Source organism: Vibrio fortis, assembly GCF_024347475.1.
Taxonomy (GTDB): domain Bacteria; phylum Pseudomonadota; class Gammaproteobacteria; order Enterobacterales; family Vibrionaceae; genus Vibrio; species Vibrio fortis.
Genome location: NZ_AP025487.1, coordinates 923,581 through 938,430 on the forward strand (window position 1 = coordinate 923,581; position 14,850 = coordinate 938,430).

A 14,850-nucleotide genomic window follows, 5' to 3' on the forward strand; every position below is an offset into this window, starting at 1 on the left:
GTAGGTAACTATGTATTTTGAATCTCTAAGTGATTTCTTTGCGATGGGCGGTTACGCCTCTTACGTTTGGAGTGCATTCGGAATCACTTTTCTTGCGATGATCATCTTGCTGGTAGTCAGCGTTCGTCGTGGTAAGCAATTGCTCAATGAAGTACAAGCTAAAGTTGATCGCCAAGCGCGAATCGACGCAGCGAAAAAAATGGAGAACACTCTATGAACCCAAGGCGTAAAAAGAGACTGGGTATTGTCCTAGCTATTTTTATTGGTATTAGTGCAACTGTCGGCCTGATGGTTTATGCATTGAATCAAAACATGGATCTGTTCTACACACCAACGGAATTGGTAAACGGTAAAGACGGCCACAAGCCAGAAGTAGGTCAACGCCTACGTATTGGTGGCATGGTTGTTGTTGGCTCTGTGAAGCGTGATAACGAATCTTTGCGCGTGAGCTTCGATTTAGCGGATGTTGGCCCTAAGGTGACCATTCTTTACGATGGTATTCTTCCTGATCTTTTCCGTGAGGGGCAAGGTATTGTCGCTCAAGGCGTATTAAAAGATGCAACAACCATCGAAGCGTTTGAAGTTCTAGCTAAGCACGATGAAGAGTACATGCCTTCTGAAGTGGCTGAAGCGATGAAAAAGACACACGAGCCTTTGCAATACTCGACTGAACAAAAAGAAGGAAGTGCTCAATGATAGCCGAGATCGGCCACTTTGCCATGATCCTATCGCTAGGATTGGCATTGTTGCTGAGTGTGCTCCCACTCTACGGAGCTGCTCGCAATAACACTTTGCTGATGAACAGTGCTCGCCCACTTTCTTGGGGCATGTTCATCTTCCTAGCGATTTCGTTTTTTATTCTATGTTACGCATTTTATACCAACGATTTTACGTTGCAGTATGTTGCAAGTAACTCTAACAGCCAGCTTCCTTGGTACTACCGTATAACGGCGGTATGGGGTGCGCACGAAGGCTCACTACTACTTTGGGTACTTATCCAAGCTGGTTGGACTGTTGCGGTAGCGGTGTTTAGCCGTGGTATGCCACAAGAGTCGGTAGCACGTGTTCTGGCGATCATGGGTCTTATCACTGTCGGCTTCTTGCTGTTCATCATTGTGACCTCAAACCCGTTCTTACGTACCTTGCCATTCTTCCCTGTTGACGGTCGTGACCTTAACCCGCTTCTTCAAGATCCTGGTTTGATCATTCACCCGCCAATGCTTTACATGGGTTATGTAGGCTTCTCGGTTGCGTTCTCGTTTGCTATCGCATCACTCATGAGTGGTCGTTTAGATACAGCGTGGGCACGTTGGTCACGTCCTTGGACTATCGCAGCTTGGTTATTCCTAACTCTAGGTATCGCACTAGGTTCATGGTGGGCTTACTACGAACTAGGCTGGGGCGGCTGGTGGTTCTGGGATCCAGTAGAAAATGCGTCATTCATGCCTTGGCTCGCAGGTACTGCACTCATGCACTCTCTAGCAGTGACAGAGAAGCGCGGTACATTTAAAGCATGGACAGTACTATTGGCAATCTCAGCATTCTCGTTGAGCTTACTAGGTACCTTCTTAGTTCGTTCAGGTATCTTGGTATCGGTTCACGCCTTTGCTTCGGACCCTGCTCGCGGTATGTTCATCTTAGGCTTCTTGGTCTTTGTCATTGGTGGTTCTCTACTTCTGTTTGCAGTGAAAGGTGCAGCAGTACGAGTTCGTGGTAACTTCGATCTTGTGTCTCGTGAGAACTCACTGCTTGCTAATAACGTTCTACTAATCGCAGCACTTGTGGTTGTGCTTGTCGGTACGCTATTACCACTTGTACACAAACAGATTGGCCTTGGTTCAGTATCTATCGGTGCACCGTTCTTCGATATGTTGTTCTTCTGGTTGATGATTCCATTCTCGTTCCTACTTGGTATCGGTCCACTGATCCGTTGGAAACGTGACAACCTGTCTAAGCTTGTTAAGCCAATGGTTGTATCTGGTGTGCTATCAATCGGTCTAAGTTGGCTGATGGTAAGCGTACTAGCTGAGTACTTCAGTGGAACAGCGTTTGCTGGTTGGGTAATGGCATTCTGGATCATCTTCATGCACGGCTTTGAACTGCATGAACGTGCCACACACCGTCACAGCTTCTGGACTGGTGTGACTAAGATTCAACGTAGCCACTGGGCGATGATGCTGGGTCACCTTGGTCTTGCAGTTACTGTTATCGGTATTGCAATGGTTCAAAACTACAGCATTGAACGCGATGTGCGTTTGGCTCCAGGTGAGTACTACCAGCTTGAAGAGTACGATTTCTACTTCGCAGGTGTTCGCGACAAAGATGGTCCGAACTACGATGGCTACATCGCTGATTTTGAGATCACTAAAGATGGCAAGTACATCAATACGCTACATGCAGAGAAACGTTTCTACACCACAGCTAAGTCTATGATGACAGAAGCTGCGATTGATCGTGGCATCACTCGTGACCTATACATCGCAATGGGTGAGCGTCTTGATGACAACAAATCGTGGGCTGTACGTGTTTATTACAAACCGTTTGTTCGTTGGATCTGGGCTGGTTCTTTGATCATGTCACTCGGTGGTGCCATTGCGATCAGTGACCGTCGTTACCGTTTCCGCAAGCCAGCGAAAAAGACAGCCGAGAAGCAGGAGGCTTAATGAATAAGAAGATACTTTTCATTCCATTGATTGCTTTTATGGCATTGGCTGTCATTTTTGCAACTCAGCTTGTACGCAATCAGTCGGGCGATGACCCGACTAAGCTAGAGTCAGTATTGATCGGTAAAGAAGTTCCTGAGTTCCGTCTAGAAGATCTAGCGGAGCCGGGCAAGCTTTACGACCAAGCGGTATTCAAAGGCGAGCCTCTGCTTCTAAACGTTTGGGCAACTTGGTGTCCAACGTGTTACGCAGAGCACTCATACTTGAATAAACTGGCGGCGCAGGGCGTTAAGATCATCGGTTTGAACTACAAAGATGATCGTAACAAAGCAGTTGGCTGGTTGAATGAGCTTGGTAACCCTTACCTAATCAGCTTATTTGATGGCAATGGTATGCTGGGCTTAGACCTAGGCGTATACGGTGCTCCAGAAACGTTTCTGATTGATGCAAACGGCATTGTTCGTTACCGCCATGTGGGTGATGTAAACCCAACAAACTGGGCATCAACGCTTGAGCCTATGTATCAAGAGTTGTTGGAGGAAGCAAAATGATGAAACACGCACTGATTGCGCTGTTAGCAACGTTTGCTATTTCACTGACAGCAACTGCAGCGATTGAAATTCATGAGTTTGATAACTTGCAGCAAGAGCAGCAATTCAAAAACTTGAGTAACACCCTGCGTTGTCCAAAATGTCAAAACAACACCATTGGTGATTCGAATGCAGAACTGGCAGTCGACCTTCGCCAAAAAGTGTATGAGATGACAAAAGAGGGCAAGTCTGAGCAGGAGATCATTGACTACATGATCGCTCGCTATGGCAACTTTGTAACCTACAATCCGCCACTTACGTTAGCAACATCAATCCTATGGGTTGGTCCGCTTGCCGTTGTGGTATTTGGTTTCGCGCTTATCGTACTACGAAGCAGAAAATCAAAAGCGAAAGTCGTAGAGTCAAACGACGACTGGGATGCAGATAAAGAAGCACGTTTAAAAGCGTTACTCGATGAAGAGAACGACGGAGACAAGAAGTAATGACTCTATTTTGGATTTCTACAATTATCCTTTCATTAGCTGCTGTCGTGTTGATTGTTTTGCCATTTGTGAACAAGAAAGCCAACAACGATGAAGCACTTCGTGATGAATTGAATAAGGCTTTCTATAAAGATCGTCTAGATGAGTTAGAAGTTGAAGCGGAAGAAGGGTTAGTTGATAACCAACAAGAGCTGATCGCTGATCTTAAGCAGTCTCTTCTTGATGATATTCCAGCAGAAAAGGCGACTAAGAAGACTCAGATTTCAACGGCTGTTGTCGTTGTACCATCCGTAATCATGGTGCTAGCAATTAGCTACGGCATGTACTTCCAGTTTGGTGCAATGGACAAGGTTCAGCACTGGCAGCAAGTAAGTGCAAATCTACCGGCTCTATCTAAGAAGCTGATGTCTGCAGAAGGCAGTGCACTGACTGATGATGAGCTGGAAGATCTAACACTGGCACTTCGCACACGTCTGCATTACCAGCCTCAAGATTCGACAGGTTGGTTATTGCTAGGTCGTATTGCTCTAGCAAACCGTGATGCGCAAACCGCTATTGATGCAATGGAGCGCGCTTACAAGCTAGAGCCAAACAATGAAGATGTTCAACTTGGTTTTGCACAAGCACTGATGCTGTCTCCTGATGAAGCGGAACAGAATCAAGCTCGTCTGCTACTAAGCCGCTTGGTACAGAAAGACTACGTGGACTTGCGTGTATTCTCACTACTAGCGTTTGATGCATTCGAGCGTCAAGACTACCCATCAGCAGTGAAGTACTGGAGCATTATGCAACAGATGATCGGTCCACAAGACAGCCGTTATGAAATGCTATCACGCAGTATCGAAAGTGCTCAGAAGAAAATGGGCAATCTAATGGGTGTAGCGGAAGGCAAGAGTGTGGCTGTAACGCTAAACCTAGGTGAGCAAGTGAATGCCGACCCTGATTCTGTACTTATCGTATCGGTACACAGAGCAGACGGTTCTCCTATGCCAGTTGCTGCAGCTCGCTACCCATTGGGCTCTTTCCCTCGTACCGTTGTACTGGATGATGGCAATAGCATGATGGAAGGGATCAAACTGTCTAGCCTTGAATCTCTGATGGTTCGCGCTAGGCTTGATACAGATGGCAACGTTGCGACTCGCGAAGGCGATTGGTACGGTGAAAGTGAAGTGGTAGAGCTAGGTTCTCCAGTAACACTGAGTATTGATCAGCAGTATTAATCAGCGAATTGCACAAGCGTGGCTATTCCGATTTCTTTAGAAACGTTATAGACTTACGCAAACAATTGAGGCCAGCGATTGCTGGCCTTTTTATTATTCCTTATGGAAAAGGTGTTATGTCTATAAGTACGTTAAGGCTTTCAGGTTTACTCCTTGCTGCAAGCATGACGGTCGGGTGTTCAAGTGTGCCCGATGAAGAGGTCGCACACTCAGATAGCCAAGTGACGACGGAATATGAAGCTGAACCGCATCCTAATGACCCTTTTGAAGGCTTCAACCGTGCTATGTGGGATATCAACTACGAGTATCTCGATCCTTATTTAGTGCGCCCTGTGTCTCTGGCTTACGTGAATTACACGCCCGTTCCTGTACGTACTGGTATCTCTAATTTTCTAGCGAACTTGGATGAACCTGCCAGCATGGTTAATAACCTGATCATGGGTAATGGTGAAAAGGCGTTGGACCACTTTAACCGTTTTTGGATTAACACCACCTTTGGTCTAGTGGGCTTGATTGATATTGCGAGTGAAGCAGGTATCACTAAGTATGACGATAAGTCTTTCTCAGATGCCATCGGTCACTATGGAGTAGGCAATGGTCCGTACTTCATGGTTCCGGGTTATGGCCCTGTGACCACACGTGAAGTGACTGAGCAGGTTGATGGTCTTTACTTGCCACTCTCGTTACTGAACTTTTGGGCAGGTCTAGGTAAGTGGGCGTTAGAAGGTATGGAATCTCGTGCTCAACTCGTGTCTCAAGAAGCACTGCTTGAAGATTCTCCAGATCCATATGCATTGACACGTGATATCTATATTCAGCGTCGCGACTTTAAGGCAGAAATCGAGCCTGAAGAAGTCGACTTAGAAGAAGAAGATTTGATTGACGACTATTTGGAAGATTTCTAACTAGGCCTTAAGTTTAAATCAGATATAAAAAAGCTCGGTATGTACCGAGCTTTTTTGATCTTGCTTTGTATTTGAAAAGCTTAGAAGCGGTAGTTCGCTTGAACACCCACTAGCCAAATGCTACCAGATGTTTCACCAACAAATTTACCACCAACCTTTTCTGCATCGTCATCTGACTCATAGCCACGAGACTCTGTGATTGGAGCATCTTTAGCTAGAATATATGTAAATCCAGCATCCAGAGTTAGTTGCTCAGACCATTGGTAGCCTGCACCAATACTTAGCCAAGTACGGTCTGTCTCAGGGATAGTGATTGTACGGTTTTTATCACTAACTGCTGATGTGTCGTAAGCAATACCTGAACGAATAGTTAGTTTTTGGTTTAACTGGTAAGTACCACCTAACGCTAAACGGTAGTTGTCTTCCCAGTTTTCAACTTTTACAGTATGGCTACCATTGGCGTCCAATTCAGCTTGAAGTTTTTCGAAAGAACTCCAGTCTGTCCAGTTAAAGCTGGCATGAATAGCCAGTTTGTCTGAAAGTTGGTGGTAAGTTGCTAGTTCTGCTGTAGCAGGAAGAGCAAGATTCATGTAACCAGTATCTCGTTGACCACCGGCTAAACCAAAACCTAGGCCTTCTGCATGCCCTTCTAGTTTAAGGTCAACTTCAGATTTGTAAGAGAAGCCAATACGGTGTGCTTCGTTGATTTGCCAAGCAGTACCAACTTGCCAGCCCCATGCAGTATCGTCACCTTCCATGTACTTTAGTGTGGTACCTGCTGGTACAGAAATAGGCATTCCTGTGTTAGGATCAACGCCAACTGCATTCTTTTCAGGCGCTGTAGCACCAAAGCTGCCTTCACCCATTACGTAGCGTACCCCGCCACCAATACTTACAGCTTCGTTAAGTTGGTAAGCAAAGTTCACATTTGCTTCTTTAGTTATAACGCTTGCTTCATTACCAAAGTGAGAGGCTGCAAAATCCTTACCTAGATCTGTCTCCATACCGTAGTTGGTGCCAAAAGCTAAACCTACTGCAAATTTTTCGTTATAGCGATGGGAAAGGTAGAAGTTAGGAATCACTGCGTCGTTCGCGAAGTCATTTGAAGATGCGTTAGTTGACCCTAGTGCTGGGTGTGCATGTGTTACTTCACCGCTTACATCAATATTTGGATCAACATAGATTGCGCCAACAGACACCTGAGTGCCTTCTAGGTATGTCAGCATTGCAGGGTTACGCCATTGTGCGCCAGCGTTGTCAGCCATTGCGGCTTCACCTGCATATGCACGACCAAGGCCAGTTGCAGAGTATTCTGCTAACTGGAAGCCTGCAGCATGAGTAACGCTTGATGTAGAAAGTAAACCAACTGCCACTGCAGCAGATAGGAGAGTCTTATTCATTTTCATTATTATGTTCGCTGAATCATAAGTATTAAGGTCAGTGATTTTACTTTTAGAGCTATTACTTTAAAAACGAAATTCGAATAAAACACTGTTTTAGGTATTAAATTATTAAAAAGAACCTAATTGCAGCTAAAAAAACTGAATGTTTCGATGGTGTTACGAATTTTGAGCGTACACTTGTAGTGATATAAAGGCGTTAGAGAATACAGGTGTAAGCTTAATTGGGAGATGATTGAGTTGTTCGAACAACAAAAAAGGGTCGCATATAGCGACCCTTTGGGATGTTGTTGAGCTTTATTAGAAGCTGCGGCTGTATTGTAGACCCATTAGGATCGCATCAGCACGTGTGGTACCAGAGATTGAAGATAGGTACTGAGGTTGTCCTGGTGCACCAAAGAACGGATTCTCAGTTTTTTCTTCAACATCAACATCGTCTCCCATTAAGTATGTAAAGCCGAAGTCAATGTTAGATTTTTCATCTAGGTGGTATGTAAAGCCTGCTGAGAACCATTGACGGTCAGAATCAGGCACAGAGATTGAAGTGATTTCATCTTGAGCACTTGTGTCATACATGTAACCAGCACGTAGTGTCCAATCTCGGTTCAAGTAGTACGTACCACCGATTGAGTAGTGCATGCCATTTTGCCATTCGTAGTCATTTAGAACACCAGCGTTTTTGGCTTCTAGCTTGTCGAACGAGCTCCAACCAATCCATTGAACAGAGTAGTGTACAGCGTACTTAGTATCTTTGATTCTGTGGTAGCCTGAAAATTCAAGAAGGTCTGGTAGAGGCATGTATAGAGTGTCATCTTTGTATTCTACGCCTGTATATGTGATGTCACCTTTTGCTTCCAGTTCTGGAGAGTAATGGTAAGCCAAACCAAAGCGGTTGTTCTCATCTAACTCGTATACAGTACCAACGTTGAAGCCTAGAGCCCAGCCGTCCGCTTCTGCATCTAGAGCCGTTGAAGAGCCTAATTGTCCAGCAAGAACTGGGTGCAGATCACGTTTTAGAGTACCTTTACCATATATTAGGTCTAAGCCAGCACCAAAGCTCCATTGATCGTTTAGTCGGTATGAACCTGCTAAACCAAAGTTGACACTCTTAACATCAGTTAAACCGCCGTACTCATGTCCAGCATAGCTGTCTGAGAATTCGGTTTTTGTGCCGAAATTTGAGTACGCGTTAAAACCTACAGCAAACTTTTCATCAATTGGTATGATTAGATGAATATTTGGAGCGATTGAGGTATCACCTGCATCATCGAAGTTTGCATCAGTACCTGGGCCAGCATCAAATAGCTTATATTTTGCGTCTTTAACTTCAATTTTAGAAGTGATGCTTTCAAAACCAAGAGAAAGAGATGTTTCATCAAACAGCGCCATTGCTGCTGGGTTACGAGCCATTACAGAAGCGTTATCTGCGATTACTGCGTCACCAGCGAATGCACGGCCGATACCTGTCGCAGATTGTGCGTTAAGTTGGAAACCTGCTGCCATTGCTTGTGAAGAGGCGAGTGTAATTGTCGTAATTGTCACTGCTAAAAGAGACTTTTTAAACAGACGCGTGTTGTTTGTCATTTATCAATTCCTTTATTGTATCCGCCTCTACAGGGCGATTTATTTGAGCTTTTGCTCAATGGGGGCTGATCCTAAGCGTTAGTATAGAGTATACAAATCCGACCATTGGAAAATTTGAGCATAAAATTACGGAAATGACGCCTATCTGACACGAAAATGGCAGGAAACGCTGTTTTTTAGAGTTTTAACTCTAGCGTTATATTTTTTGTGAATGGTTTGAGTGTTTTCTATAAAACAAAGCCCAGCAATATCAGTGATATAGTGCTGGGCCTAGTATTTGCGGGCGTTGAGTGAGCAGATTAACTCATCGGTTTGATCATTTTAGACAGTTTTTCTGCAATTTTGTCGACATCTTCACCTTCCATGCCAACCAGTATCAAACTGCTGTTATCGATAGGTGTAATCGAACCTGACATGCCATCTTCTTCGAAGTTCTGGCTCTTGTCTGACGGTATGCTGGTTAAAAACAGCGTAACCTTGCCTTTTTCACCCTGAAACACCATGTGCATTGCATTGGATTTACCAAAACCACAGTGATTCAAGTAATAAACATGATATGGAAAGTTATCGTCAAATTGAAAAGCAAACGGGTTCATTTTTGTATTGATCTGATCGGACGATACATTCTCATCCAAGACCTCTACAAACGGCTTTTCAGTCACAACGTGTTTCATTGCTGTGTCAGCTAAACTCGCATGGGCAGGAGAAACAAATGCGTTACCCCAATTAACTTGCCCAACAAGTAGGCCGGCAACAAAAGCCACTGATGCAGCCATCGCCATGGCACGACGAGCAAACGTTGGTTTAACCACTTTACTCTCTTCATAAGATGTTTGATTGAACAAGATGCGATCGGCAAGATCGTCGGGCACATCCACATTCATGGCTGAATGAATTTGCTTATCAAGAGCAAGAACATCATCCAAGAATTTGCTATTTGCCTCGCTATTCGCTGTGGCATCAATGATGTCTTGATTTCTCTGTTTCGGTTCCGACAATATACGACGACGGAATTCTAAATCATCCATTATGTTGCCCCCTTTCTGCCTCTTCTGAATCCAGCATCTCTTTCAGCTGGTTTCGCGCCCTAAATAATCGTGTCATTACCGTATTTTTATTTAGCTCTAAGACCTCTGCGATCTCTTCACCACTAAACCCTCCAATCACTTGAAGAAAGAGTGGTTCACGGTAATCGACGTCTAATTTCATGATCTGGGCTTGTAACCATTCGTGTTGGTGATGCGGGTCGTCGCTGACTTTAGCATCATTACCGTGGTCATCAATATCAACCAGATCAAATTGTTTGCGTTCAAAACGTCTAGCATTCTCGCGGCGTAAAATCGTGATTAACCAAGATTTTGCTGCTTTCTCATCTTGCAAACTATCAAGTGACTTCCATGCTCTTAAGCATGTCTCTTGCACTAAATCCTCAGCAATGCTCTTGTCTTTGCATAACCAGTAGGCATAGCGGAATAGGTCGCGATGATAAGCACGCACGAGCGCTTCGTATTTTCTTTGTTTGTCCATATCAGAGTTGACCGGACGCTTGGCAGTTTTCTTTCCAAACATTTTTATTATCGACACATGAGCCTCCATATTTGCTCTGTGGATAGAGTGTCTTTGTTCGTTGTGCTTTGTTTTCTATGTTGTAATCGATTGGAAATCGTAAAATCACATTAAAATTGATCTACTTCAAAATCTGAGACTTCGAACAGGCTATAGTACATCTTGTCGTCTAGTTAGTCATTGTGACTGACATGTTGAGCAAGACGACACTTCCTTTTGAAGGCTGACTTTACTTTCTCCTAATCAGGAAACTGATTATTTCAATTGGCGTAACGTTAATTGCTTTAAAACATTCCAACCACACAGTTCTGTGTGGTTTTTTTTTGCTCTAAGAATCCAATAAGCAACTTGGCTCTTATGTTTTGCAAATGATTGTTCTTGCTTTTAGTTTAGCGTTTATTTGAGCCTTAATAATCCGAAAGGTTCGATTCAATATCACACTTCTTATCAATGTGCGCTTTCTACCCGTGTCACGTTTATTTAAACGGCTGTTTGATTAAATTAACAACTTCTTTACAATGCATCAGGTCAGACCTCTTAAACTTAAGGAGAAACCATGGGCAAACAGGAAGTCAAAACTCGTTCGGGAGAGCGTGTTGCCGTTGTCGCTGGATTACGAACCCCATTCGCTCGCCAAAGTACAGAATTTAGTCAAGTGCCTGCGGTGGATCTAGGAAAAATGGTCGTGAGCGAAATGCTTGCGAGAACCGATATTGACCCTGCGTTAATCGAGCAAGTGGTATTCGGGCAAGTCGTTCAAATGCCTGAAGCGCCAAACATTGCGCGTGAAATCGTATTGGGAACGGGCATGAACATTCACACCGATGCTTACAGTGTGACTCGTGCTTGTGCGACGAGTTTTCAGGCTGCTGCAAACGTAGCAGAAAGCATCATGGCAGGGACCATTGATGTGGGTATTGCGGGTGGTGCAGACTCTTCATCGGTTCTTCCGATTGGTGTATCGAAGAAGCTCGCGGCTAACCTTCTTGCTTTGAGTAAAACCAAAACACTAGGCCAAAAACTAAAGATTCTAAAGAGCCTATCTATGAAAGACCTTATGCCTGTGCCACCGGCAGTAGCGGAATACTCTACTGGCTTGTCGATGGGACAAACCGCAGAGCAAATGGCTAAAACACACGGTATTACACGTGAAGAACAAGACGCGCTTGCTCATCGTTCGCATTCTCTTGCTTCTCAAGCTTGGAAAGATGGCAAGATTCAAGATGAAGTCATGACGGCTTTCCCTGCGCCTTATAAGAAGTACATCTCTGAAGATAACAACATTCGCCATGAATCGACTCTAGAGGGCTACGCTAAATTGCGTCCAGCTTTCGATCGCAAATATGGCAGCGTGACAGCGGCTAACGCGACACCTCTAACGGATGGCGCTGCAGCAGTAATGTTGATGCGTGAGGGTAAAGCGAAAGAGCTCGGCTTAGAAGTGATGGGCTATATTCGCGGTTTCGCTTTCTCAGCCATTGGTGTTGAAACCGACATGCTCATGGGGCCAACTTACGCGACTTCAAAAGTGTTGGAAAATACAGGACTAGAGTTATCAGATCTTACCCTAATCGACATGCACGAAGCATTTGCCGCACAAGCTTTAGCGAACGTGAAAATGTTTGCAAGTGACGAGTTTGCTCAGCAGAACCTCGGTCGTGGTAAAGCGATTGGTGAAATCGATATGGATAAGTTTAATGTTCTTGGTGGTTCTATTGCTTACGGTCACCCATTTGCCGCAACCGGTGCTCGTATGATGACGCAGACATTGCGTGAACTGAAACGTCGTGGTGGTGGTTTAGCGTTGAACACAGCGTGTGCCGCTGGTGGTCTAGGTGCAGCAATGATCTTGGAGGTGGAGTAATGTCTAATAATGCTGAAGTGAACACAGAAAACGAAGTCGCTATCAATAACGATTCGGCTCCAGCTGCAGAGAGAGCATTCTCTCTGAATATCGATGACCAAAACATTGCTTGGTTGGCAATTGACGTTCCAAACGAAAAAATGAACACGCTCCAAGCGGCCTTTGCTGATGAGATGAAAAGCATCTTTGAACAGCTAAAAGAGAAGCAGAGCAGTGTTAAGGGTTTGATTGTTCACTCATTAAAGCCTGATAACTTCATTGCGGGTGCGGATGTTCGAATGCTCGATGCATGCACCAGTGCTAGCGAAGCTGAATCTCTGGCAAGACAAGGGCAGGAGATGTTCCAAGCGCTGTCTGACCTACCTTATCCGGTTGTTGCAGCGATTCATGGCCCGTGTTTAGGCGGTGGCTTAGAGCTGGCTCTTGCATGTGATTACCGTGTATGTACAGATTCGGATAAAACACGTTTAGGTCTACCAGAAGTACAGCTTGGTCTATTGCCAGGTTCTGGTGGTACTCAGCGTTTGCCTCGCCTTATCGGCTTGCTTCCGTCGCTCGATCTTATCCTAACGGGTAAGCAGTTGCGTGCGAAAAAAGCGAAGAAGTTGGGCGTTGTTGATGCATGTGTGCCTGAAACTATTCTTCTAAAAGTCGCGAAAGATCTTGTTGAGAAAAACTCGGGCAGCAAGAAAGGTAAACGACTCGCGTCTAATAGCCAAGCTTCAACTAAAGAGAAGTTAATTTCGCGCAATGGCTTGGGCCGTAAGGTTATCTTTGAGCAAGCTGCTAAGAAAACGAATCAGAAAACACGCGGCAACTATCCAGCAGCGGATGCGATTCTCGACGTGATTCGTCATGGCCTCGAAAACGGCTTTGACAAAGGATTGAAGTACGAGGCGCAACGTTTCTCTGAGCTCGTTATGAGCGATGAATCGAAAGCGCTGCGCTCTATTTTCTTCGCAACGACTGAGATGAAGAAAGAGCATGGTACGGATGCTGAACCGAATCGCGTTAACCGAGTTGGCGTACTAGGCGGTGGCCTTATGGGCGCTGGTATTAGCCATGTGAGTGTTGCAAAAGCTAAAGTTCCTGTTCGTATTAAAGATGTCTCGAATGATGGTGTTCTGAACGCGTTGAATTACAACTACAAGCTGTTCAACAAGCAGAAGAAGCGCCGTATTCTGAGCCGTGCAGGTTTAGAAAGTAAAATGCTACAGTTATCGGGTGGTATCGACTTTACTAGCTTCAACCATATTGATGTAGTCATCGAAGCCGTGTTTGAAGATCTGGATCTTAAGCAGAAGATGGTCGCGGATATCGAAGAAAACGCGAAGCCAGAAACGATCTTTGCAACTAATACTTCGTCTCTGCCAATCCACAAGATTGCTGAGAAAGCAGCACGCCCAGAGAATGTTGTTGGTCTTCACTACTTCAGCCCAGCAGAAAAAATGCCACTGGTTGAGGTAATTCCTCATGAAGGGACATCAGATCAAACTATCTCAACGGTTGTTGCTCTGGCGAAGAAGCAAGGCAAAACGCCTATCGTTGTAAAAGACAAAGCGGGCTTCTATGTAAACCGTATTCTTGCTCCGTACATGAACGAGGCGGCTCATCTTCTATTAGCTAATGAGCCTATCGAAAAGCTCGACAGTGCTCTGCTTGATTTCGGCTTCCCAGTTGGGCCAATCACGCTGCTAGACGAAGTAGGTGTGGATATTGGCGCGAAGATCATGCCGATTCTAGTTAATGAGCTGGGTGACCGCTTCCAAGGTCCTGACGTGTTCGATGTGCTATTGAACGACAACCGTAAAGGGCGTAAGAGTGGTAAAGGTTTCTACACCTACAAAGGTAAGAAGAAAGAAGTTGATAAGTCAGTCTACAAACTTCTGAAACTTCAGCCAGATCCTAAGTTGAGTGATAACGACATCGCGATGCGTTGTGTGCTACCAATGCTAAACGAGGCGGTACGTTGTCTAGATGAGGGCATCATTCGCAGCCCGCGTGACGGTGATATCGGCGCAATCTTCGGTATTGGCTTCCCTCCATTCTTAGGTGGTCCGTTCCGTTACATGGATCAAATTGGCGTGAAGTCGCTGGTTGAGATGATGAATGACTTTGCAGTGAAGTACGGCGACCGTTTCGCACCGTGTGATGGTCTACTGACTCGTGCAGGTCTGAATGAGCCGTTCTACAAGTAGAGTGAAATAATTCTATGACAAAGCCCGTATTTCGTTGAGATGCGGGCTTTTTTGTCGGAATGAAAAAGTAAGAGATTCCCGACTCAGTCGTTCCTCCTTCTCGGGAATGACGAGAGCGGTAGTCGTCGATGGTAGAAAATAGGCCTTAAGGAGATTTCCTACTCAGCCGTTCCGCCTTCTCGGGAATGACGGAAACGGTAGTCGCCTGTGTTAGCGAATAAGCCTTAAGGAGATTCCCGACTCAGTTGTTCCTCCTTCTCGAGAATGACGGGAGCAGTAGTCGCTGGTGGGAATACACAAGCTCAAAGGGAGAATATCGACATAACCTTGCCGTCATCTCCTAGAGCGACGAAGGAGCGTAATAGGAGATCTGCTTTTAGCGCGAGCCAGATAAAACAGAGGTTGATGCGCTAACAT

13 protein-coding genes are annotated in these 14,850 nt (G+C 45.1%); 9 read left to right on the forward strand and 4 right to left on the reverse strand.

Translation table 11 applies throughout. From position 1 onward, the window contains the following. Positions 1-10: 10 nt before the first annotated feature. From ccmD to OCV50_RS04235, 7 genes are all read left to right on the forward strand, one after another. A complete protein-coding gene (gene ccmD / locus OCV50_RS04205) occupies positions 11-217 on the forward strand; it encodes a heme exporter protein CcmD (RefSeq protein WP_032549636.1) in 207 nt (68 codons plus the stop codon). Continuing rightward, the gene (ccmE, locus tag OCV50_RS04210; RefSeq protein ID WP_239842538.1) at positions 214-696 is read left to right on the forward strand and encodes a cytochrome c maturation protein CcmE; all 483 of its coding nucleotides are present in this window, start codon (positions 214-216) and stop codon (positions 694-696) included. Before ccmD ends, ccmE begins: the two co-directional genes overlap by 4 nt. Continuing rightward, positions 693-2,663, forward strand: coding sequence for a heme lyase CcmF/NrfE family subunit (locus tag OCV50_RS04215; RefSeq protein WP_261903773.1), 1,971 nt, complete (start codon positions 693-695; stop codon positions 2,661-2,663). Before ccmE ends, OCV50_RS04215 begins: the two co-directional genes overlap by 4 nt. Further along, positions 2,663-3,214: a DsbE family thiol:disulfide interchange protein gene (locus tag OCV50_RS04220; protein WP_239842536.1), complete on the forward strand. Its 552-nt coding sequence runs from the start codon at positions 2,663-2,665 to the stop codon at positions 3,212-3,214. Before OCV50_RS04215 ends, OCV50_RS04220 begins: the two co-directional genes overlap by 1 nt. Beyond that, positions 3,211-3,696 (forward strand): cytochrome c-type biogenesis protein, encoded by a 486-nt coding sequence (locus OCV50_RS04225; protein ID WP_261903774.1) that lies wholly within the window; start codon positions 3,211-3,213, stop codon positions 3,694-3,696. The genes OCV50_RS04220 and OCV50_RS04225 overlap by 4 nt, the downstream gene beginning before the upstream one ends. Then, a complete protein-coding gene (gene ccmI, locus OCV50_RS04230) occupies positions 3,696-4,916 on the forward strand; it encodes a c-type cytochrome biogenesis protein CcmI (protein ID WP_261903775.1) in 1,221 nt (406 codons plus the stop codon). Before OCV50_RS04225 ends, ccmI begins: the two co-directional genes overlap by 1 nt. 116 nt (positions 4,917-5,032) lie before the next feature. Beyond that, positions 5,033-5,821 (forward strand): MlaA family lipoprotein, encoded by a 789-nt coding sequence (locus OCV50_RS04235; RefSeq protein ID WP_261903776.1) that lies wholly within the window; start codon positions 5,033-5,035, stop codon positions 5,819-5,821. A gap of 80 nt (positions 5,822-5,901) precedes the next feature. Here OCV50_RS04235 and OCV50_RS04240 read toward each other — a convergent pair whose 3' ends face one another. The 4 genes from OCV50_RS04240 to OCV50_RS04255 form a co-directional block, all read right to left on the reverse strand. After that, on the reverse strand, positions 5,902-7,227 hold the full coding sequence (locus tag OCV50_RS04240) for an outer membrane protein transport protein (RefSeq protein ID WP_261903777.1): 1,326 nt from the start codon (positions 7,225-7,227) through the stop codon (positions 5,902-5,904). A gap of 294 nt (positions 7,228-7,521) precedes the next feature. Then, entirely contained in the window at positions 7,522-8,805 is a 1,284-nt protein-coding gene (locus OCV50_RS04245; protein ID WP_261903778.1) for an outer membrane protein transport protein, read from the reverse strand. A 299-nt stretch (positions 8,806-9,104) separates the two neighbouring features. After that, positions 9,105-9,833 (reverse strand): DUF3379 domain-containing protein, encoded by a 729-nt coding sequence (locus OCV50_RS04250; RefSeq protein WP_239842530.1) that lies wholly within the window; start codon positions 9,831-9,833, stop codon positions 9,105-9,107. Continuing rightward, the gene (locus OCV50_RS04255) at positions 9,826-10,374 is read right to left on the reverse strand and encodes a sigma-70 family RNA polymerase sigma factor (RefSeq protein WP_390905143.1); all 549 of its coding nucleotides are present in this window, start codon (positions 10,372-10,374) and stop codon (positions 9,826-9,828) included. The genes OCV50_RS04250 and OCV50_RS04255 overlap by 8 nt, the downstream gene beginning before the upstream one ends. Positions 10,375-10,927: 553 nt before the next feature. Between OCV50_RS04255 and fadI the strand changes: the two genes are divergently transcribed. Beyond that, complete coding sequence (gene fadI, locus OCV50_RS04260) at positions 10,928-12,235, forward strand: acetyl-CoA C-acyltransferase FadI (protein WP_261903779.1); 1,308 nt, start codon at positions 10,928-10,930, stop codon at positions 12,233-12,235. Next, a complete protein-coding gene (gene fadJ, locus OCV50_RS04265; protein ID WP_390905121.1) occupies positions 12,235-14,433 on the forward strand; it encodes a fatty acid oxidation complex subunit alpha FadJ in 2,199 nt (732 codons plus the stop codon). Before fadI ends, fadJ begins: the two co-directional genes overlap by 1 nt. The last annotated feature ends 417 nt before the right edge of the window (positions 14,434-14,850 follow it).

Coding starts and splice junctions, on each gene's coding strand:
- ccmD (WP_032549636.1), top strand. CDS start 11: ATGTATTTTGAATCTCTAAGTGATTTCTTTGCGATGGGCGGTTACGCC.
- ccmE (WP_239842538.1), top strand. CDS start 214: ATGAACCCAAGGCGTAAAAAGAGACTGGGTATTGTCCTAGCTATTTTT.
- OCV50_RS04215 (WP_261903773.1), top strand. CDS start 693: ATGATAGCCGAGATCGGCCACTTTGCCATGATCCTATCGCTAGGATTG.
- OCV50_RS04220 (WP_239842536.1), top strand. CDS start 2,663: ATGAATAAGAAGATACTTTTCATTCCATTGATTGCTTTTATGGCATTG.
- OCV50_RS04225 (WP_261903774.1), top strand. CDS start 3,211: ATGATGAAACACGCACTGATTGCGCTGTTAGCAACGTTTGCTATTTCA.
- ccmI (WP_261903775.1), top strand. CDS start 3,696: ATGACTCTATTTTGGATTTCTACAATTATCCTTTCATTAGCTGCTGTC.
- OCV50_RS04235 (WP_261903776.1), top strand. CDS start 5,033: ATGTCTATAAGTACGTTAAGGCTTTCAGGTTTACTCCTTGCTGCAAGC.
- OCV50_RS04240 (WP_261903777.1), bottom strand. CDS start 7,227: ATGAAAATGAATAAGACTCTCCTATCTGCTGCAGTGGCAGTTGGTTTA.
- OCV50_RS04245 (WP_261903778.1), bottom strand. CDS start 8,805: ATGACAAACAACACGCGTCTGTTTAAAAAGTCTCTTTTAGCAGTGACA.
- OCV50_RS04250 (WP_239842530.1), bottom strand. CDS start 9,833: ATGGATGATTTAGAATTCCGTCGTCGTATATTGTCGGAACCGAAACAG.
- OCV50_RS04255 (WP_390905143.1), bottom strand. CDS start 10,374: ATGTTTGGAAAGAAAACTGCCAAGCGTCCGGTCAACTCTGATATGGAC.
- fadI (WP_261903779.1), top strand. CDS start 10,928: ATGGGCAAACAGGAAGTCAAAACTCGTTCGGGAGAGCGTGTTGCCGTT.
- fadJ (WP_390905121.1), top strand. CDS start 12,235: ATGTCTAATAATGCTGAAGTGAACACAGAAAACGAAGTCGCTATCAAT.